This window comes from Streptomyces sp. 5K101, assembly GCF_046506645.1.
Lineage (GTDB): Bacteria > Actinomycetota > Actinomycetes > Streptomycetales > Streptomycetaceae > Streptomyces.
Genome location: NZ_JBKFFO010000005.1, coordinates 1 through 18,681 on the forward strand (window position 1 = coordinate 1; position 18,681 = coordinate 18,681).

Genomic DNA, 18,681 nt, shown 5'->3' on the forward strand with positions numbered 1-18,681 from the left:
TAGTCGGGCCGCACCTCGGCGACCATGCGCACCGCACGACGGCGCAGCTCAAGCGGGTACTGGGAAGGACGTGCCATAACTCGATCCTCTCAAATGATCGAGCCCCTACCGAACCCGGAACGGTTCACTGACTCTGCACGGCCGGTACGAGGAACCGTGGCCCAACAAGTGGCTCTGCATGCGCGTGCTGGACAAAGACGGATTGCAGGTACTCCAGCACCTCAGGATTGGCTCTTGGGGAGACCATCTGCGGCGTGGGAAGCGTCGGCAGCGAATCGAGCTGAGACGGCGCACTCTCCACCGCCAGCCCCAGCTCCACGCGGCTCGACTCGTAGACCTCGCAGAATAGGTTCTGGTAGCTCTGCCCGGGCGGGCGACGCCCGTTCTCGAACATCGAAATCTGAGCCTTGAGGCTTGACGCCGCCGGTAACTCGATGCCAAGTCGTCCGGCAGCGTCTTCCAGCGCCTCCATGAGCTGAGCCTGCGACCAGCCCCGGGCCAGGCGCGCAGCTTGCAGCTTGGTCCTCATCGGTCCCCCAGCATCATGCGGAGCGAGTGGGCGCCCATCACGGCAATCAACCTGCTGACGTGGGCAGTTAACACGTAACAGGAGCCAACTGTTAACCCTGTTCGCTGCGTTTCTCCCAGGATTCCGGCTTACTGGTTCTCGTCAGCGACGCCGGAGCGAGCGGCCTCCAGCCGTTCGACCCGGTCGCGAAGTTCAGAGAGCTGGGAGGTGACATGGCTCAGTTGGGACCGCAGTTCACGCAAGCCAAGGGCGGTTTGATTGGCCGTCTGGTCACCCTTCTGCGGATCAACCACGTACGTGCCGCTCCCTGGTCGACCTTCCACCAGGCCGTCATCGGCGAGTTGCTTGTACGCGCTCTGCACCGTCATCAGCGACACGCCCAGCTCTTTGGCCAACCCTTTAGCGCCAGGGAGTCGAGCCCCGGGCGAGTACGTCCCGGCCGCGAGCCTGTCGCGGAAACGGGCAGCGATCTCCTTGGCGGTCGGTGGCTTTGCCGGCTTCCAGTCCATGCCTAGAGCTTATCCAACCTAGGTAACTTTCCGGCCGGCCGCTGCGGGCTTGACGCTTGTAAAGCTACCTAGGTAGCTTCGAGGAAGTGAGCTACCTAGGTAGCTCAAGCGTTTCGGCGGTCCTGTGCGCCTGCACGAGAGCCCGCACCCGGGCTACCGCGCCACCGAAGCGCCCGTTGCTTGAGAACTGAACAGCGTGATGAGGGTTCGCCGCCTGTCCTTAGCCCCAACAAGGCGGCCTGCGCGGCTTAGGTTCGCGCGTTCGCAATCTCTCGCAGCGCTGCACGCTGCGCCGGTTGCCTCCCTCGCCCGTCCGGTGCTTGCGCCGTACGGGCGGGGTTGAGGGGAGCCGGATGTATCTGGGCTCTACCGCTGGGTCGGTCGCCTCTCTCCAAGGCCGTGACCGTGCCCGTCATCTCCGTCCCTCCGACTTGGGAGATCCCCATGCGCACGTACATCGGTAGTCATGAGGCTGCGAACGCCGCTGAGTTCGAAGAGCTTGCGCTCGGCTTTGACGAGCTGCCCGCCGGTATCGACGTCGACCTGTTCCGCGGTCCGCTGGCGCCCGAGACCCTGCAGGAGCGGGCGGCGCGTCTGGACGTGGCCCGCGAGGTGATCGCCGACCTGGCGGCTCAGGGCGAGGGCGGTGACGAGGTCGCTGCGTGGGACGCCCTGTACGCCGACGCGTTGACCCGCACGGTGCCGTTCCTGCGCTCCGCTCGCGCGGCCGGCCGTTTCTCCGGAGCGGGGGAAGCGGCGTGATGAGTGAGCGCAGGATGCTGACGAAGGCACAGAAGGTCGTTCTCGTTGCGGCGTTCGTGCCCATGGTCGCCACCGGTGTGGCTGGTGGCGTGGGGACGTTCAGCAACATCAGTCGCGCCTACGGCTCGGGTACGGCGCTGGGTGCGGTGGCGGCCGGTGAGGGCGCGACCGCTGTTCTGGCGCTGGTGCTGCTCGGGCTGACGATGCTGGGGCAGTCCTCGCCGGGGATCATTCGGTTGGGTCTGTGGGCGCTGCCGGCCGCGGCGTCGGTGATGGCGGCCATGGCCGCCGACGATCTGGGCCGCACGGTGATCTACGCCGTGACGCCGATGGGCATGTGTGTGTCGGCGGAAGGCATGGCGTTCCTGGCTCGCCGCATCGTGGTCCACCAGGACGGGCGCGACATCGAGGCGGAGGTGAAGGCGGCCGCCGTCGTGCGAGCGCTCGCCTATCACCGGGCACGCGCGGCGAACCACCCCGACCGTCGGGTCAAGAAGGCGTCAGAGCGCAAGTCCTGGAGGCTGGCCCGCAAGGTCGGCTTGGGGGATGCGTCCCTCGGTGTGCGGCTGCTGGACATCCAGCGCGAGCGCGTCACCGGCGGTGCGGACGCCGCCCTCGCGGCCATGTTCACCGCCCCCGCATACCAGGATGAAACGTCCTGCTCTACCGCAAAACGGTTGGGGTCTGACCTGCGGAAGTTGGCCCCCGAGCCGGTAGCGGAAGCGGCGACGTTTCCCGCTCTCCCGTCGGCCGACCCCAAGCCGTTCGACGCTGCCGAGTCGGGCGAGCCCGTGGCAGTCGCTGGCCCGGCTGAGTCGGCTCCGGCTCGGGCGGTTGGCGCTGTGGAGTCGGCTCCCCGCCGGGCGACCGGTCGGGTACCTCAGTCGGCCCGTACCCCCCGACTGGTCCGCACCCCGGAGCAACTGCTCGATGAGGCCCGGTCGGCTACGGCCGACTGGTCGGATGCCGAGCTGACCGCCGAGGGGATCCGCAAGGCGGTCCGCACGTCGTCCGCGAACGGGCGCATCCTGCGCGACGCGCTCAAGGCGGAGCGCAGCCGCCGGGACGGCGTCACTGAGGCAGTGGCCGCCTGATGTCCGGACACCGTCTCTACGACCCGACCGGAGCCCGGTACGGCATCCCCACCTTCCCGTGGCGGCTCGCCCCGGAGGGCTTCGCCACCCGCCGTCAGCTCCGCGCCGCGGGGCTGCGGCCCGGCGGGCAGGACGTCGCCGCGCAGGTCCTTTGGTACTCGCGCCGCTACTGGCGCACGGGCCGCAGCCCGATCCGCGTCGCGTACCTGTACCGGATCGATCTGGCGAAGCCCGTACGCCCCATGACGCCGGGCAAGTGGGCGGCCCTCGTCAAGGCGAACGCCGCCCGCCGCATCTGCCCGCAGTGCCGTACGGACGCCGGTTACCGCATCCCGACCTCGCTCGGCATGTGCGTGACCTGCGCCGACTCACCCCAACTCGCCGCCTGATCTCGGAAGGAAGGCACCTGTGAAGCACCCCGACGACGAGAACGAGCTGTTCAACCGCCTGGAAGCCGAGATGGGCGCCGATGCGGGTGCCGAGGTGGTCGACCTCGACAAGGCCCGTTCCGCCCGTGCTGCAGCGACACCCCCGCCCGCGTCGGCCGATGACGAGCCGGGCGAGGCGGCCCCGATGGTCGACGGCCCTGCCCCGGCCGGTCCGGGTCTAGTGGACAGGGTCCGCGGCGGCAAGCGGCGCGAGGTCATCCCCGCCTGGGCCCGCTCCAAGCCCGAGTTCCTTGACGCGCTGGGCTGGCTGGGCGGGTACGCCTGGCACACCACGGCCTATCACGCAGTCCGTCTTCCCTGGTACAGCGTCCGCCTGGCCTTCCAAGCCCCGGCCGGGGCAGCGAAGTTCGTGGGCGGCGCGATGCGCTGGGTCGCCGACGCCGAGGGGGAGCCGCTGCGGCAGGTCGCCGCGCGGCGCGAGGACGTGGAGCAGTACCTCAAGCTCTCCCGCCAGCGCGACAACCGCGTGAAGCTGCGCGGCATCCTGATGGTGCTGGCACTCATCCTCGGACCGGTGCTCGCGCTCCTGCTGTACGTGCTCGCGCCGACCTGGCTGACGGTCATCGCGCTCGCGGTGCTCACGGCCGGGCTCGGGTTCATGGGAGCGCCCGCAGACAAGCCGGTCATCTCCCGCGCGGTGGTGACCACCGAGGTGGAGCGGCTGACCTCCGGCATTGTGGAGCGTGCCCTCGGGGCGCTCGGCATCGCGGAGATCAACAAGGCGCTCGCCAAGGGGGGAGAGGGCATCAAGTTCCCTGCCCCGATCACCCGTGACGGACCCGGCTGGCGCGCGGATGTGGACCTGCCGTACGGAGTGACGGTGCCGGACATCCTGGACCGGCGGGAGAAGCTGGCATCCGGCCTGCGGCGCCCGCTGGGCTGCGTGTGGCCGGAGCCGGTCGCCGATGAGCACGCCGGCCGGATGATGCTCTGGGTCGGCGACAAGGCGCTGAACAAGGTCACCCCGCCCGCGTGGCCGCTGGCCAAGACCGGTGCGGCGTCTGTGTTCAAGCCGCTGCCGTTCGGCACCGACCAGCGCGGCCGGAACGTCGACATCACGTTGATGTACGACAACGTCCTGATCGGGGCCATGCCGGGCATGGGTAAGACGTTCTCCCTGCGTACGCCGCTGCTCGCTGCAGCGCTGGATCCGACCGCTGAGCTGCTGATCTGGGAGCTCAAGGGCACCGGTGACCTGGACGCGATCGGGAAGAAGGTCGCCGCCGACTACGGCTCCGGCCCGGACGACGAGACCTGCGCCGCCGCGCTGGACTCGATCCGCTACGTTCACAAGGACCTGGAGCGCCGGGCGAAGGTGATCGCCTCCCTGCCCAAGGACAAGTGCCCGGAGAACAAGGTCATCCCGTCCCTGGCAGGCAACCGCTCGCTCGGGCTGCACCCGCTCGTGCTCGCGATCGACGAGTGCCAGGAACTGTTCTCCCACGACACCTACGGCAAAGAGGCCGGGGCCCTGTGCACGGCCATCATCAAGCGCGGCCGGGCGCTCGGGGTGATCCTGCTGCTGGCCACGCAGCGGCCGGACAAGGACTCGCTGCCCCCGGCCATCAGCGCGAACGTCGGCACGCGTTTCTGCCTGCGCGTCATGGGCCAGATCGAGAACGACATGATCCTGGGCACGTCGACCTACAAGAACGGCATCCGCGCAACGTCGTTCACCAAGTCCGACAAGGGCATCGGCTACCTGGTCGGCGCCGCCGACGACCCGCAGATCGTGCGGACGTACTACATCGACGGGCACACCGCGGACCGGATCTGCGACCGGGCGCGAAAGGCGCGCATCGACGCCGGGACGCTGTCCGGCCTCGCGGCCGGCGTCGAGCCGGAGCGCCGCGCGGCAGCCGACACGCTGCTGGAGGACATCCTCGCCGTCGTCCCCGCCGGAGAGGCAAAGGCGTGGAACGACGTCACGGTCGACCGCCTCGCCGAACTGCGGCCCGAGACGTACGCCCCGTGGGGCGAGATGGAGCCCGCGGACAAGGCGCGCCAGCTCACCACCGCGCTCAAGCCCTACGGCATCGCCACCGGGCAGGTGGCCCGCCGGATAAACGGCAAGACCGTCAACCGCACCGGCTTCGAGCGCGCCCGCATCGCCACCGCGATTGCGGAGCGTGACAGGAAGCGGGACACGGGCTGACCGTTACGGGTCTCTAGCGCTAGGGGGCCGACCCTCTAGCGCTAGAGGTCCCGCTAGCGGCCCACATAGCACCTGATCAGGTCGCTAGCTGTTAGCGGCCCACCTGCGACAACCCCTGAAACCGCCCTGGGAGGGCCCTTCATGACCCCTGCCCTGTTCGCTGTCGCCTGCCTACTGCTCGTCACCCTCGGTTACGCATCCGTGTGTGCCGCGTCGCCGTTCGGGACCTGCCGCAAGTGCCACGGCTTCGGCTTCGCCACCACCACAGACCGCAAGGGACGCCCCAAGCGCGGCAAGACCTGCCGCCGCTGCAAGGGCCACGGCAAGCGGATACGCATCGGCCGCTGGCTCTACAACCGCGCCTCGCACACCTACCGCCAAGGCACCCGCTGATGCGTGGCCCGCTCTACCTCGCGCTCGCCGGAATCCTGCTCGCCCTCACGCTCACGAGCTGCCCGGCCGGCCACACCACCACCGCCCCGCCTGCCATCGAGAAAGGAGCCCCGGCATGGCCGTGACCGTCTCCCTGGTCCTGCTGTTCGGACTCGTCCTGTTCTTCCTCCTGCGCTCCAAGACCCTCGGCTACGGCTCCGCGTTCGTCGCCGCGATGTTCGGGTTCTTCCTCGCCTCCACCGGAGCGTCCGGGCCCATCAACGAACTCGCCACTGCCGTCATCAACGCCATCCCCAACCTGTAGGGAGCCTGCGATGAACGAACCGATCGTCGCCCGCAGTTCGCTCGCTCTCGCGCTGCCCAAGGTGGCCCCGGCCATCGCCACATCGACGGTGCTCATCCTGGGGCGGATCTGGAACGCGAACGGGGCCGAACACTCCGTCGGCAACGCCGCCCTCATGGTCGTGCTCGCCACCGGCGCCGCAGCGGCCGGTGCATTCGCCTCCGCCGGACGACGCGGTGACAGCGTCATCGCCGGAACCGCGTTCGCCGCATCCGGCGGGCTCGCCCTCGCCGGAGTCGCCGGATACGCCGACGGCATCTCCCTGCCCCTGCTGCTGTGGGCGCTCGCCACTGCCGTCGCCTACGGGCTCGCCGCCCGCTACTGGCGCACCGACCGCCGCGAGGCGGTCGCGTACGAGCGGCGCACCATCGAGCGCCGCGAGGACCACGCCCACGTCGAACGAGTCGAGGCCCTGCGCGCCGGAGCACAGATCGAGGTCGCCCGCGAGAGCGCCGCCTACACCACCGCCCTCGCCCAGGCCCTCACCGCCCGCGCCGCGCTCCCCGGCTTCGACCCGCTGGAGCTGACCCGCGCTGGACTGCCCGAACTGCCCGCCATCGAGGCCACGAAGGAGCACTGACCCATGTTCGAGATCCGCGTCATCTGCGACCCGACCGACGCCGACCACATCACCGAGAAGCTGGCCCAGGTGTTCACCACCGGGGCCGCCCGCCAGTACCCCAACCGCCGCAACACCGAGCGCACCCGCCTCTACATCACGGCCGAACACCGCGCCGCCACCGAGGCTTGGCCGACGCCGGAAGAGGCGTACGCGCTCGCCCCGAGCATCATCAGCGAGATCGGCTGGACCGCCGGAGCGGTCGCCGACAAGCCGTTCGGCGAGGACATCGGGCGCGAGTTCTGGCTCCGCAAGGCCGCCCTCCTGGACCACATCGCCCTCGCCGACGAACACGAGGGCATCCGCAGCGACGCGGCAGAGCTAGCCACCGAAGCAGCCCGCCGCCTCATGGACACCGACGCCGCCACGGCCGTCTGCGACCCGCGGCACTACGTCCGCCAGCAGTACGCCCACTGGGCCAGCAACCACTAGCTACGCCCGGGGCGGTCGCCTCTCTCCAAAGACCGCGACCGCCCCGGCTCTCCGTCCCTCCGAAAGAAACAGGAGAACCCCCAGCATGACCCAACCGACACCCATCCGGCGAGCACCAGGCCACCGGCCCCGCCTCCTCGATCCGAACGAGCACCTGCGGACCGCCCTGGCCCTGGCAGAGGCACGCGTTCCCGTGCTGCCTCTGCGGAAGGGCAAGGTGCCGTTCGGGAACTGCCCCGAGTGCACCGGGCTCGCGTGCGGCGGGCGGCCGAACATGAAGCAGGCAGGTGACTGCCGGTGCCTCCGCGTGTGCCATGGCTGGGCCGCCGCCACCACAGACCCCGCCGTCATCACCTCTGCGGCGTGGGCGCCCATGTGGCGCACGGCCGCCGCCGTGGCCTACCACCCCGCCGGCGCCGGGCTCACCGTGGTGGACCTGGACGACGCCGAAGCGGTCGCCTGGGCCCGCACCGCGCTGCCGCCGACCCGAACCGTGGTCACCACGCGCGGCGAGCACTGGATCTACCGAGGCACGATGCGGTCCGTGAATGCCGTACGGGACGGCGTGGACATCAAGTCGACGATGGCCTACGCCCGGTGGCTCGGCCCCGGCACCGGCACCATGACCGCCCTGCCCAACGCCGTCCGCGCCCTGGCCGCGAAGGAGTCCCGCCCGGTCCGGCCGGCACAGTCCGCCGTAGGTCTGGCCGCGCCCGCCGGGGGCGGGGAGTGCCGTCACCGCACGCCCGTCTACCTGGAGCGGGGCACCGCCATGGCGGAGCAGCGCATCAGCGAGGCCCAGAGCGCGATCCACGCCACGGTGTACCGCACGTTCCTCGCGGTGCTGTCCGTCCATGGCCGGTGCGGCTGCCTGACCGACACCCACGTCGGGCGGCTGTTCACCGCCGCGCAGGCCAAGGGCGAGAGCCTGCGGCACTGCACCGACGCGTGGGCCAACGCCCGCACCGCCCTGGGGATGTGAGCCATGTCCGAGGACGACAAGACTCCGGCCCGCGAGGTCATCACCGACTACGCGCAGGCGCATTTCCGGTACTTCCGCACCGCCGACGGCACCGTCTACGCGCAGAAGAACGGCCACCCTGTAGCGCGGCCGATCCGGTCCCAGGGCACGACGGGCAGTCACCGGCAGGAACTCATGGTCGGCCTGTTCCGTGACGGGGTCGGCGTGTTCAACGGCACCGCCCTCAAGGAGGCATTGGACTTGATCGAGGCGCTGGCGCTGACCGAGGAGACTCAGCCCGTGCACATCCGTGTCGCGCCCGGGTTCGACGGCGCGACCTGGCTGGACCTGGGCCGCACCGACGGCAAGTCGGTCCGGATCCACCCCACCGGGTGGGACATCGCCGTGCCGGACCCGCGTGAAGTGTGCTGGCGGCGCACCCAGCTCACCGGGGAACTGCCCCTGCCGGTCAAGGACACCGACGGCAAGGGCATCGACCTCCTGCTGAGGCTGACCAACTTCGCCAACGCGGAGACCGAGTGCCTGGCCCTCGCCTGGCTCATCGGCTGCCTCGGACCGTCCGTCCCCGTCCCGGCACCGTTCCTCACCGGCCCCCAGGGCGCGGGCAAGTCCACCGCCGGGCGGATGCTCGTGCGGATCATCGAGGGCATGAGCGGCGACCTGCGCCGCGCGCCGAAGGACGAGGAGAACCTGACGGCGGCCGTCGCCGCCGGGTGGGTCACCGCCCTGGACAACCTCTCCCACATGACCCCGGACCTGTCCGACGCCATGTGCTGCATCGTCACCGGAGCCGAGAACGTCAAGCGCGCCCTGTTCACCGACGGGGACGTCTTCCGCGCCCGCTACCGCCGGCCGATGCTGCTGACCGGCATCGACGTCGGCGTCATCCGGCCCGACCTCGCCGAACGCCTCCTTCCGCTGCGGCTGGAGCGTCCGCGCGTGCGGCGCACCGAGGCGGAATTGTGGGCGGAGTACGCCGAGGTGCTGCCCGTCATCCTCGGCTCCCTCCTGGACCTGACCGTGAAGGTGCGGGCCGCCGAGGCGGACATCCCGACCGACCTGCGGATGGCCGACTTCGCGCACCTGTGCGCGCAGCTGGACGCCGCGACCGGCTTCGGCTCGCTGGGCGCCTACCGGGCCAGCCTGGACGACCTCAACGACGACGTCATCGAAGGCGACCTCCTCGCGCAGACCGTGCTCAAGCACGCCGCCGGCATGATGCCGGGCGAGGAGACGCGGATGACGTCCTCCGAGTGGCTGCACGCCCTCACCGGCCTCTACACCGGCGAGGAATGCCGTCCCCTGCCCAAAGGCTGGCCCACCACCGGCAAAGTCCTCTCAGACCGCCTCAAGCGCCTCCAACCCACCCTCGCCGCACGCGCCGTCCTCATCGACTGGGGCCGCACCAGCACCGCCCGCTACATCGCCATGACCCGCCCGGCAACGCCTCCCGCACACCAGCAGGAAGCGATGCACTGACCTGCCGCGGCGCGGACAAGCAAGAAGAGCACCAGGCCCGCGAGGACGTGCTCCTCTTGCAGTTCGGCGGCTCGCCGCCGCCCGATGGTCGCGCCGCGAGCGGCTCCGCAATTCACGCCCTGAGCCGCACGCACCACAACAGACACCCCTCCCTTTGCCCTAAGGGAAGAGACGCTGCGTCACCTGCGTCACCAGGGGCCGCAAACGGCCCGCGACCTGCCGCAACAGCAGTGACGCAGACGGCGGCCGCTGCGTCATTCCGCGTCACCTGCGTCATCGGTGACGCACGCCCTGCGTCACCGATGACGCGCCCCACGACCCGCCGCGTCACGAGAAACCGCAGGTCAGACGCGCACCGTGACACAGATGACGCGATGACGCAGAAATCAGCACCTCGGACACACGCGTGCCAGGGCCCCGAGCCCAACTCCCCGAAGGCAAAGACGAACTGCCCAGGAGGCACCCCGGATGAGCACCGCGATTGCCGCCCCCGTCGACCGACTTCTGTACAAGCCCGAGGAGGCGGCCGAAGCGCTCGCCATCGGCCGCTCCACCGTCTACGAGCTGATGGCCGAAGGCGCCCTGAAGTACATCAAGTTGGGCCGCACGCGCCGGATCCGGCGAGCGGACCTCGAAGCGTACGTGGCGAACCTCGCCCCACTGCCCAACTGACCTGAGCACGAACCGAGGCGCCCCGTGCATCCCGCGCGGGGCGCCTCCCACTTGGAGGAGCACATGAGCCCCCGCAAGCCCAACATGGAGTCATCCGTCTACTTCGGCGCCGACGGCTGGTGGCACGGCCGCGTCACCATGGGCGTGAAGAGCGACGGCAGCCCAGATCGACGTCACCGCCGGGCCAGGACTGAGCCCGAGATCAAGCGCAAGGTCAAGGAGCTGGAGCGCCTTCGCGACCAGGGGCGAGCGCCGGCCGCAGGGCGGAAGCCAACCGTCGCTGCGTGGATGGAGACCTACCTCACCGACATCGCGAGCCTGAAGCTGAAGCCGCGCTCTCTCGACGACTACTGGTCGAAGACCCGCAACGACATCATCCCGGGCGTCGGCAGGCACCGCATCGACAAGTTGCAGCCTGAGCACCTGGAGCGGATGTACCGGGCCATGCTCGACGCCGGCCGTGCACCGTCGCACGTCGTGAAGGTGCACCGCATCCTGTCCCGCGCCCTGAAGATTGCCCACCGCCGCCGCATCGTCGGTGAGAACGTCGCCACGCTCGTGGACCCGCCGAGCATCGACGAGACCGAGGCCAACCCCTTCACCAAGGAGGAGGCCAAGGCGTTTCTCGAAGCTGCTTCGAAGCGGCCCACCTTCATGCGGTGGATCGTCGGTGTCGGTATGGGGTTCCGTCAGGGCGAGACGCTCGGCCTGCGATGGTCGTACGTCGACCTGGAAGCGGAGCTGTTCCGCCCGGAATGGCAGCTACAGCGCCTCACGTGGCGGCACGGCTGCGACGACCCGCGCGCCTGCGGGACGCGCCTGCACCGCTTCGAGCCGTGCCCTCCGAGATGCGCCACGCACAAGGGCTACAAGCGCGGCTGCCCTAAGCCGTGCCCCAAAACGTGCACGAGGCACGCGAGCGCCTGCCCGCAGCGCAAGGAGGGCGGTCTCGTCTTCACGCGCCCCAAGACGAAGAAGAGCCGGAACGCCGTCCCGATCCCGCCCGTCTTCATCCCGTTCCTGCACGACCACAAGGCCCAGCAAGCAGAGATGCGGGCCGCCGCGGGGGAACTGTGGCAGGAGCACGACGTCGTGTTCTCGCGGCCGGACGGACGCCCGCTCGACCCGCGCGCCGACTACGAGGAGTTCAAGGAACTGCTCGGGGAAGCAGGCATCGATGACCGCCGCCTGTATGACGGAAGTCGCCACACGGCCGGCACGATCCTGAACGAGTTGGGCGTGGACATGCCGACAATCATGGAGATCCTTCGACACACCCAGATCAGCCAGACGCGGCGGTACGTGAAGGGCCGCTCACACCTTTCGAAGGACGCCATGCGGCGCATGGGCGAGTTCTTCGTGCCCGCGCCCCCGGGGCCGATTCCGGGCACCACTGAGACCAGAACTGAGACCGCCGACACCCGCGCGGCCCGCGCCCGGCGCCGTCGCCGCGTGCGCTGAACGACGAAACCCCAGGTCGGAGTACATCCGGCCTGGGGTTTCAGGTGAGCCGCCTTCGGGATTCGAACCCGAGACCTACGCATTACGAGTGCGTTGCTCTGGCCAACTGAGCTAAGGCGGCGCGCTACGGGACAAGACACCCGTCCCCGCGGGGACACGCTCTCATCAGCAGCGGCGCCAAGTCTACAGGGTTCTCCGGGGTGCCCCGAACCACCTCCCGTCGCACCCCGGACCGGCGCCCGTCAGCGGGCTCAGCAGCGCTTTCCGTCAGCCGGGGGCTTGCCCTCCAGGAGGTAGGTGTTGATCGCCGTGTCGATGCAGTCACTGCCCCTGCCGTACGCGGTGTGGCCGTCGCCGTCGTACGTCAGCAGCCTGCCCGAGGACAGCTGCTCGGCAAGGCTCCTGGCCCACTTGTACGGGGTGGCCGGGTCGCGGGTCGTGCCGACCACCACGATCGGGGCCGCGCCCTTCGCCTCGATGCGGTGGGGCTTGCCGGTGGCCTCCTCGGGCCAGTAGCCGCAGTTCAGGGAGGCCCAGGCGAAGCCCTCACCGAAGACCGGGGAGGCCTTCTCGAACTCCCGGACGGCCGGCTCCACGGCCTCGGGCGAGTCGAAGGCCGCCGGGAGGTCCAGGCAGTTCACGGCGGCATTGGCGAACATCAGGTTCGCGTACGAGCCGTCCGCCTCACGCTCGTAGTACATGTCCGCCATCGACAGCAGCGAGGCGCCGTCCCCCTCCTGGGCCGCGGCCAGCGCCGACCGGAGCTGGGGCCAGGCGCCCTCGTCGTACATGGCCGCGATCACACCCGTGGTGGCCAGCGACTCGGTGAGCTCGCGGCTTTCGCCGGTGGAGGCGGGGGTGGCGTCCAGCTTCTCGAACAGCGCCTTGAGACGTTCCGAGGCGTCCGCGGCGGAGGTCCGGCCCAAGGGGCAGTCGGCCCGCTTGACGCAGTCCGCGGCGAAGGACCGGAACGCGGTCTCGAAACCGGCCGTCTGGTCGCGGTTCATCTCGCGGGAGGGCAGCGACGGGTCCATCGCGCCGTCCAGGACGAGCCGGCCGGTCCGGTCGGGGAACAGCTCGGCGTACGTCGCGCCGAGGAAGGTGCCGTACGAGGCGCCGACGTAGTGCAGCTTCTCGTCGCCGAGCGCGGCGCGGACGATGTCCATGTCCCGCGCCGCCTCGACCGTGGAGACGTGCGGGAGGATCCCGCCGGAGCGCTTCTCGCAGCCCGCGGCGAAGTCCCGGTAGGCCGCCGTCAGCTTCGCCCTCTCACCGGCGTCGTCGGGGGTCTGGTCGGTCCGTGTGTACGCGTCCATCTCCCGGCCGGAGAGGCATTCGACCGGTGCGCTGCGGGCCACGCCGCGGGGGTCGACGGCGACCATGTCGTAGCGGGCGCGGACCGGTGCGGGGTAGCCGATGCCCGCGTAGCTCTGGAGGTAGCCGATGGCGGAGGCGCCGGGCCCGCCCGGGTTGACCAGGAGGGAGCCGAGCCGCTTGCCCGGGCCCGTGGCCTTCTTGCGGGCGACCGCGAGGTCGACGGACTTACCCTCGGGGTCCGCGTAGTCCAGCGGGGCCTTCACGGTTGCGCACTGGAAGCCGGGGACGCCGCAGTCGCGCCACGCCGGCTTCTGTGTGTAGTACCGCTCGAGGCCGGCGGAGGGCGCTGCCCGGCCGGAGGGCGAGGAGCCGGGGGAGGAACCGCCGTCGCCGCTGCAGCCGGAGACGAGCAGGCCGACCGCGGCCAGGGGGAGGGCGAAGGTGCGGAGCAGGCGCCTGGAGTCCATTCCCGGAGCGTAATCCCCGCAGAGCGCCCATGCCCGTCACTGCTCGTACGGGTGACCTGGTCAACCCGCCGCGGAGGTGACGTCCCGCCGCCCGGACGCGCCTGTGGCGTCAGCTCGCGCGCAGCGCCATCGTCATCGCCTCGACGGCCAGCAGCGGGGCCACATTGCTGTCCAGCGCCTCACGGCAGGCGACGACCGCCTCTATGCGGCGCAGGGTGGCCTCGGGCGTCGAGCCGCGGGCGATGCGGTCGAGCGCGTCGCGCACGTCCTCGTTGGCGAGCTGGACCTGCGAGCCCAGCTGGAGCGCGAGGACGTCGCGGTAGAAGCCCGTCAGGTCGGAGAGCGCGAGGTCGAGGCTGTCGCGCTGGGTCCGTGTCCTGCGGCGCTTCTGCTTCTCCTCGAGCTCCTTCACGGCGCCGGCCGTCCCGCGCGGCATACGGCCGCCCGCGGACGCGCCGAGCGCGGCCTTCAGGTCCTCGGTCTCCTTGACGTCGATCTCCTCGGCGACCTGCTTGGCGTCCTCCGCCGCCGCGTCGACCAGCTCCTGCGCGGCCCTGAGGCAGCCGCCGATGTCCTCGACACGCAGCGGAAGCTTGAGGACGGTCGCACGCCGGGCGCGGGCGCGCTCGTCCGTGGCCAGTCTGCGCGCGCGGCCGATGTGGCCCTGCGTAGCCCGTGCCGCCGCCGCGGCGACCTCGGGCTCGATGCCGTCGCGCCGGACCAGCACGTCGGCGACCGCGGAGACCGGGGGCGTACGGAGCGTGAGGTGGCGGCAGCGCGACCGGATGGTGGGCAGCACGTCCTCCAGGGAGGGCGCGCACAGCAGCCAGACGGTGCGCGGGGCGGGCTCCTCCACGGCCTTCAGCAGCACGTTTCCCGCGCCTTCGGTGAGGCGGTCGGCGTCCTCCACGATGATCACCTGCCAGCGGCCGCCGGCCGGCGAGAGCTGCGCGCGGCGCACCAGGTCGCGGGTCTCCTTGACGCCGATGGACAGCAGGTCCGTGCGGATCACCTCGACGTCGGCGTGCGTCCCGACGAGCGTGGTGTGGCAGCCGTCGCAGAACCCGCAGCCGGGTGCGCCGCCGAGCGCGCGGTCCGGGCTGGTGCACTGCAGGGCGGCGGCGAAGGCCCGGGCGGCGGTGGCCCGCCCGGACCCGGGCGGCCCGGTGAACAGCCAGGCGTGCGTCATCTTCGAGGCGGCGGGGACGGGGACGCCCTGGGCCTGGGCGGTGACATGCGTGTCGGCGTCCCGCGCGGCGGCGCAGAGCTGCGTCTGGACGCGCTCCTGGCCGACCATGTCGTCCCAAACGGCCATGTGCCGTCACCGCCTTTCCCTGCTGCGGCCTCCCATTGTGATGGAGCCCTCTGACATCCCACTCCGCCCGCACCCCGGAGTCGCCGCCCCCGGGGGGCAGACGGCGGGCGCAGGCCAACGAGACCAGGCACAGCGAGCCCCGTCCCCGCCGGCGCGCGGACTGGGGCGCGGCCGCGGCAGCGACGGGCCCGCGCCGCCGGTCCGGGCGTGAGTGCCGTGCGCGACCGCCGCGTGGCCTGCCTGTGCCCCAGGTGGGCCGCGGCGCATCAGCCCTTGGGGCATGACGGCCACGGGGCCGCGCCGCCCGGCCCCCGGTGTGCTCTGGAACGCCCTCGGCCCCGCTTGCGGCCCGTCCCACCAGGGCCCGGGCGGCGCGTCGGGTCAGGCCGAGACCTGGGAGCCGACGCCGCCTCCGACGATCCTCAGCGCCTGCGGCCCCGGCGGTCGTCGTCGTCCTCGTGCGGGCCGAGCAGTTCGTCCGCCAGGGTCGGGAGGTCGTCCAGCGGCGTCTCCTCCGCCCAGTCCGGGCGGCCGCGCCCACGGGTCTGCTGCGGGTCGACCTGAGGCTGAGGCAGCTCACGGGTGCGCTCGTTCGCGCCCTCAGCGCCCTCAGCGTTCCCCGGACGCTCGTCGCGGAAGAAGCCCGGCGGCACCCGGTCCGCGGGATCCGCGTCCTGGCGCGCGTCGCGGACGGGCGGCAGGACCGCCGTCTCGTCGGCCGCCCGCCGGTCGTCCACGGCCGGCAGCACGGAGGTCTCTTCCTCGGCCCGCGGGTCCACCGCCGGCAGGACGGACGTCTCCGCCTCATCCGGGACCTTGCGCAGCAGCCGCGTCTCGTCGTCCCCGGCGACCGTGCCCGGCCTCGGGACCTCCCGCGTAATCTCGTCGGGCCCGGCCGACGGCTCCTCCTCCGGCCGCACGACCGGGGTCGGGACCGTGACCTCGTTCGCCGACTGCGCGGACGCCGTGGACGCCGTGGCCGCCGCCGCAGCGGCCGCCTCCGCGGCCCTCCGCGCCTGCTCGGCCTTGAGCAGCGCCTCTTCCGCCTTGCGCTGCTTCTCCAGCAGGCGCGCCTCGGCCTCGGCCCGCAGCCGGGCCTCCTCCTCGGCCTGCCGGCGCAGCCGCTCCTGCTCCTCCTGGCGGGCCTTCTCCTCCGCCTCGCGACGGCGGCGTTCCGCCTCCGCCCGCCGGCGCGCGTCCTCGGCGCGCTGCCTGGCCTCCTCGGCCTGGCGCTCGGCCTCGCGCTGCCGCGCCTCCTCCTCTTCGCGCCGCTTGCGCTCCTCCTCCTCGGCACGCAGCCGCGCGAGCTGCTCCTGACGCTCGCGCTCCAGGCGCTCGGCCTCCGCCTTGCGCGCCGCCTCTTCCTCGGCCCTGCGGCGGGCCTCCTCCTCGGCCGCCCTGCGCGCCTCCTCCCGGGCCTTGATCTCGGCGTCGGACAGGGGAAGCATCTGGTCGAGCCGGTGGCGTACGACGGTGGTGATCGTCTCGGGCTCCTGGCCCGCGTCCACGACGAGGTAGCGCCCGGGGGCGGCCGCGGCCAGGGTCAGGAATCCGGCGCGCACCCGCTGGTGGAACTCCGCGGGCTCCGACTCCAGCCGGTCCGGCGCCTCGGTGAAGCGCTCGCGCGCGGTCTCCGGGGAGACGTCGAGCAGCACGGTCAGGTGCGGTACGAGTCCGTCCGTGGCCCAGCGCGAGATCCGTGCGATCTCGGTCGGCGACAGGTCGCGGCCCGCGCCCTGGTACGCCACGGAGGAGTCGATGTAGCGGTCGGAGATGACGATCGCGCCGCGCTCCAGCGCCGGGCGGACGACCGAGTCGACGTGTTCCGCGCGGTCGGCGGCGTACAGCAGGGCCTCGGCCCGGTGGGACAGTCCGGCGCTCGACACGTCCAGCAGGATGGACCGCAGCCGCTTGCCGACGGGGGTGGCACCCGGCTCCCGGGTGACGACGACCTCGTGGCCCTTGGCCCGGATCCACTCGGCGAGCGCCTCGACCTGCGTGGACTTGCCGGCGCCGTCGCCGCCCTCGATGGCGATGAAGAAGCCGTTCGCAGCGGGCGCCAGGGCGGGGTCCGCGCCGCCGCGCACCGCGTCGCGCAGATCGCGGCGCAGCGGCACCCCGGACCGGTCGTCGGTCTTGGCCAGCACGACCGCGGCGACGGGCAGGAGCAGCGCGCCGACGAGCATCAGCGTGAACGCGGCCCCGCCGTGCGCGAAGACGAAGTCGCCGCTCGCGAGCCGGTGCGGTCCAATCGCCGCCGCGAGCAGCGGGGCCGCGATCGCGGCGAGCCCGATGGCGACGCGGACGACGGCCTGGAGGTGCTCGGTGATGCGGGGGCGACGGGAGTCCTCGGTCTCCTGATCGATCAGGCCGTGCCCGGTGTTCGCGGCCACGCCGGCCGCGAAGCCGGCGAGCGCCGCGATGAACAGCACGGTGGCCGTGTCCGGCACGAGCCCCATGGCGAGCAGCGCCACGCCGGTCACGGTGAGCGCGAGGGCGAGCAGCCGGCGGCGCGACAGCGAGGGCAGGACGGCTCCGGCCGCCCGGATCCCGGCTCCCGTGCCGCCGATCAGGGCGAGGACGAGCAGCGCGAACGCCGCCGGGCCGCCGCCGAGATCGCCGGCGTGGAGCACGGCGACGGCCGTGGCGGACGCGATGGCTCCGGTGACGGCGGCGCAGGCGAGCACGAACAGCGGGATGCTGCTGGTGCGGCCCTTGTCCACACCGTGCCCGGTCGACGGGCGGCGCAGGCCCTCCAGCGGCGAACGCGGCCGGGGCGTCTGCGCGGCGGGCAGCTGCACGAAGTACAGCGTCGACACGGACGCGGCGAACAGGCCGGCCGCGACGTAGGAGGCCAGCGCCGCCTGGTGCAGCGTGAACCACTCGATGCCCGAGCCGAGCAGGTTGCCGATCAGGGTGGCGACGAGCAGGACGGCGGCAGCGGCCGGAATGACCGCGAAGCCGGTGCGCAGCCACAGCCTGCGCAGCGCGTCGAGGTGGTCGGGCAGCGGCCGTACCGCCGCACCCTCGAGCGGCGGCGCGGGCAGCAGCGCGGGCGCGGCGCCGTCCCGGGAGACCGTCCAGAAGCGTTCGGCGACACCGGACACGAAGACGGTGATCAGCAGGATCGCGAGCGCGTTCGCGGGGGTCCAGTCGATCCACAGCGGCGCGACGACCAGCAGCGCGACCCGCACGCCGTCCGCGCCGATCATGGTCCAGCGCCGGTCGAGCGGGCCGCTCGGCGCGGTGAGCGAGGTCATGGGGCCGAGCAGGACGGCGCCGAAGAGCAGCGTGGCCAGCACGCGCGCGCCGAGGACGGCGGCGACGGCGAAGGCCGCCCCGCGGTAACCGGTCCCGAACGTGCCCGATGCGACCGCCGCCTGCAACGCCAGCAGCATCAGGACGAGGACACCCAGGGCGTCCCCGGTCCCGCCGACCACTTGGGCGTTCCAGAGCCGCCGCAGCGGCGCGTGACGCAGCAAGGCGCGCACGGCACGCTCCCGTGAGTCCGCGGCGAGTGCGTCGGAATCAGATGCGTCGGAAGCAGTCTCTGCAGCGGTACTCATGACCGCCTGCTGCTCGGCTGGCTGCTCGGCTCGCGTCATCCGCCCAGCCTATCCGGAGCGGGTCGCTCCCCGGAGGGGTGTCCGAACACACGGGCGCTTTGTCACACGAGTGTGAAGGTCCTCATGGGGGTCCTCGC

At 71.7% G+C, this 18,681-nt stretch carries 18 protein-coding genes and 1 tRNA gene; 13 read left to right on the plus strand and 6 right to left on the minus strand.

What is annotated here, in order from left to right; translation table 11 throughout:
• Positions 1–124 precede the first annotated feature (124 nt).
• Together ACLB9X_RS10975 and ACLB9X_RS10980 are read right to left on the minus strand one after the other, a co-directional pair.
• Positions 125–472, minus strand: coding sequence for a hypothetical protein (locus tag ACLB9X_RS10975; protein ID WP_410360104.1), 348 nt, complete (start codon positions 470–472; stop codon positions 125–127).
• Between the two features lie 185 nt (positions 473–657).
• Positions 658–1,038, minus strand: coding sequence for a GntR family transcriptional regulator (locus ACLB9X_RS10980; RefSeq protein ID WP_410360105.1), 381 nt, complete (start codon positions 1,036–1,038; stop codon positions 658–660).
• A 444-nt stretch (positions 1,039–1,482) separates the two neighbouring features.
• On the opposite strand from ACLB9X_RS10980, the gene ACLB9X_RS10985 reads away from it, so the two are divergent.
• The 13 genes from ACLB9X_RS10985 (at position 1,483) to ACLB9X_RS11045 (ending at position 11,879) form a co-directional block, all read left to right on the plus strand.
• Positions 1,483–1,800: a hypothetical protein gene (locus ACLB9X_RS10985; protein WP_410360106.1), complete on the plus strand. Its 318-nt coding sequence runs from the start codon at positions 1,483–1,485 to the stop codon at positions 1,798–1,800.
• A complete protein-coding gene (locus ACLB9X_RS10990) occupies positions 1,800–2,894 on the plus strand; it encodes a conjugal transfer protein (RefSeq protein WP_410360107.1) in 1,095 nt (364 codons plus the stop codon). The genes ACLB9X_RS10985 and ACLB9X_RS10990 overlap by 1 nt, the downstream gene beginning before the upstream one ends.
• On the plus strand, positions 2,894–3,283 hold the full coding sequence (locus ACLB9X_RS10995; RefSeq protein ID WP_410360108.1) for an RRQRL motif-containing zinc-binding protein: 390 nt from the start codon (positions 2,894–2,896) through the stop codon (positions 3,281–3,283). The genes ACLB9X_RS10990 and ACLB9X_RS10995 overlap by 1 nt, the downstream gene beginning before the upstream one ends.
• 19 nt (positions 3,284–3,302) lie before the next feature.
• Positions 3,303–5,498 carry a cell division protein FtsK gene (locus ACLB9X_RS11000; RefSeq protein WP_410360109.1) on the plus strand — a complete coding sequence of 732 codons (2,196 nt, stop codon included), beginning with the start codon at positions 3,303–3,305 and terminating at the stop codon, positions 5,496–5,498.
• A 141-nt stretch (positions 5,499–5,639) separates the two neighbouring features.
• Complete coding sequence (locus ACLB9X_RS11005) at positions 5,640–5,891, plus strand: hypothetical protein (protein WP_410360110.1); 252 nt, start codon at positions 5,640–5,642, stop codon at positions 5,889–5,891.
• Positions 5,891–6,016: a hypothetical protein gene (locus tag ACLB9X_RS11010; RefSeq protein WP_410360111.1), complete on the plus strand. Its 126-nt coding sequence runs from the start codon at positions 5,891–5,893 to the stop codon at positions 6,014–6,016. Before ACLB9X_RS11005 ends, ACLB9X_RS11010 begins: the two co-directional genes overlap by 1 nt.
• Positions 6,007–6,195 (plus strand): hypothetical protein, encoded by a 189-nt coding sequence (locus ACLB9X_RS11015; RefSeq protein WP_376433425.1) that lies wholly within the window; start codon positions 6,007–6,009, stop codon positions 6,193–6,195. The genes ACLB9X_RS11010 and ACLB9X_RS11015 overlap by 10 nt, the downstream gene beginning before the upstream one ends.
• A 10-nt stretch (positions 6,196–6,205) precedes the next feature.
• Positions 6,206–6,814, plus strand: a complete 609-nt coding sequence (locus ACLB9X_RS11020; protein WP_410360112.1) for a hypothetical protein — start codon at positions 6,206–6,208, stop codon at positions 6,812–6,814.
• Positions 6,815–6,817: 3 nt separating this feature from the next.
• Positions 6,818–7,285: a hypothetical protein gene (locus tag ACLB9X_RS11025; RefSeq protein WP_410360113.1), complete on the plus strand. Its 468-nt coding sequence runs from the start codon at positions 6,818–6,820 to the stop codon at positions 7,283–7,285.
• Between the two features lie 85 nt (positions 7,286–7,370).
• Positions 7,371–8,267 carry a bifunctional DNA primase/polymerase gene (locus tag ACLB9X_RS11030; protein WP_410360114.1) on the plus strand — a complete coding sequence of 299 codons (897 nt, stop codon included), beginning with the start codon at positions 7,371–7,373 and terminating at the stop codon, positions 8,265–8,267.
• A 3-nt stretch (positions 8,268–8,270) separates the two neighbouring features.
• Positions 8,271–9,746: an ATP-binding protein gene (locus tag ACLB9X_RS11035; RefSeq protein WP_410360115.1), complete on the plus strand. Its 1,476-nt coding sequence runs from the start codon at positions 8,271–8,273 to the stop codon at positions 9,744–9,746.
• 468 nt (positions 9,747–10,214) lie between these two features.
• Positions 10,215–10,418: a helix-turn-helix domain-containing protein gene (locus ACLB9X_RS11040; protein WP_107460421.1), complete on the plus strand. Its 204-nt coding sequence runs from the start codon at positions 10,215–10,217 to the stop codon at positions 10,416–10,418.
• A 63-nt stretch (positions 10,419–10,481) separates the two neighbouring features.
• A complete protein-coding gene (locus ACLB9X_RS11045) occupies positions 10,482–11,879 on the plus strand; it encodes a tyrosine-type recombinase/integrase (protein WP_410360116.1) in 1,398 nt (465 codons plus the stop codon).
• A gap of 47 nt (positions 11,880–11,926) precedes the next feature.
• Here the strand turns inward: ACLB9X_RS11045 and ACLB9X_RS11050 are convergent.
• From ACLB9X_RS11050 to tmk, 4 genes are all read right to left on the minus strand, one after another.
• Positions 11,927–12,000, minus strand: a tRNA-Thr gene (locus ACLB9X_RS11050).
• A 130-nt stretch (positions 12,001–12,130) separates the two neighbouring features.
• Complete coding sequence (locus ACLB9X_RS11055) at positions 12,131–13,663, minus strand: alpha/beta hydrolase (RefSeq protein ID WP_410360117.1); 1,533 nt, start codon at positions 13,661–13,663, stop codon at positions 12,131–12,133.
• Positions 13,664–13,772: 109 nt separating this feature from the next.
• Positions 13,773–14,978 carry a DNA polymerase III subunit delta' gene (locus tag ACLB9X_RS11060; RefSeq protein WP_410360118.1) on the minus strand — a complete coding sequence of 402 codons (1,206 nt, stop codon included), beginning with the start codon at positions 14,976–14,978 and terminating at the stop codon, positions 13,773–13,775.
• 422 nt (positions 14,979–15,400) lie between these two features.
• A complete protein-coding gene (gene tmk, locus ACLB9X_RS11065; protein ID WP_410360119.1) occupies positions 15,401–18,583 on the minus strand; it encodes a dTMP kinase in 3,183 nt (1,060 codons plus the stop codon).
• Between the last annotated feature and the right edge of the window lie 98 nt (positions 18,584–18,681).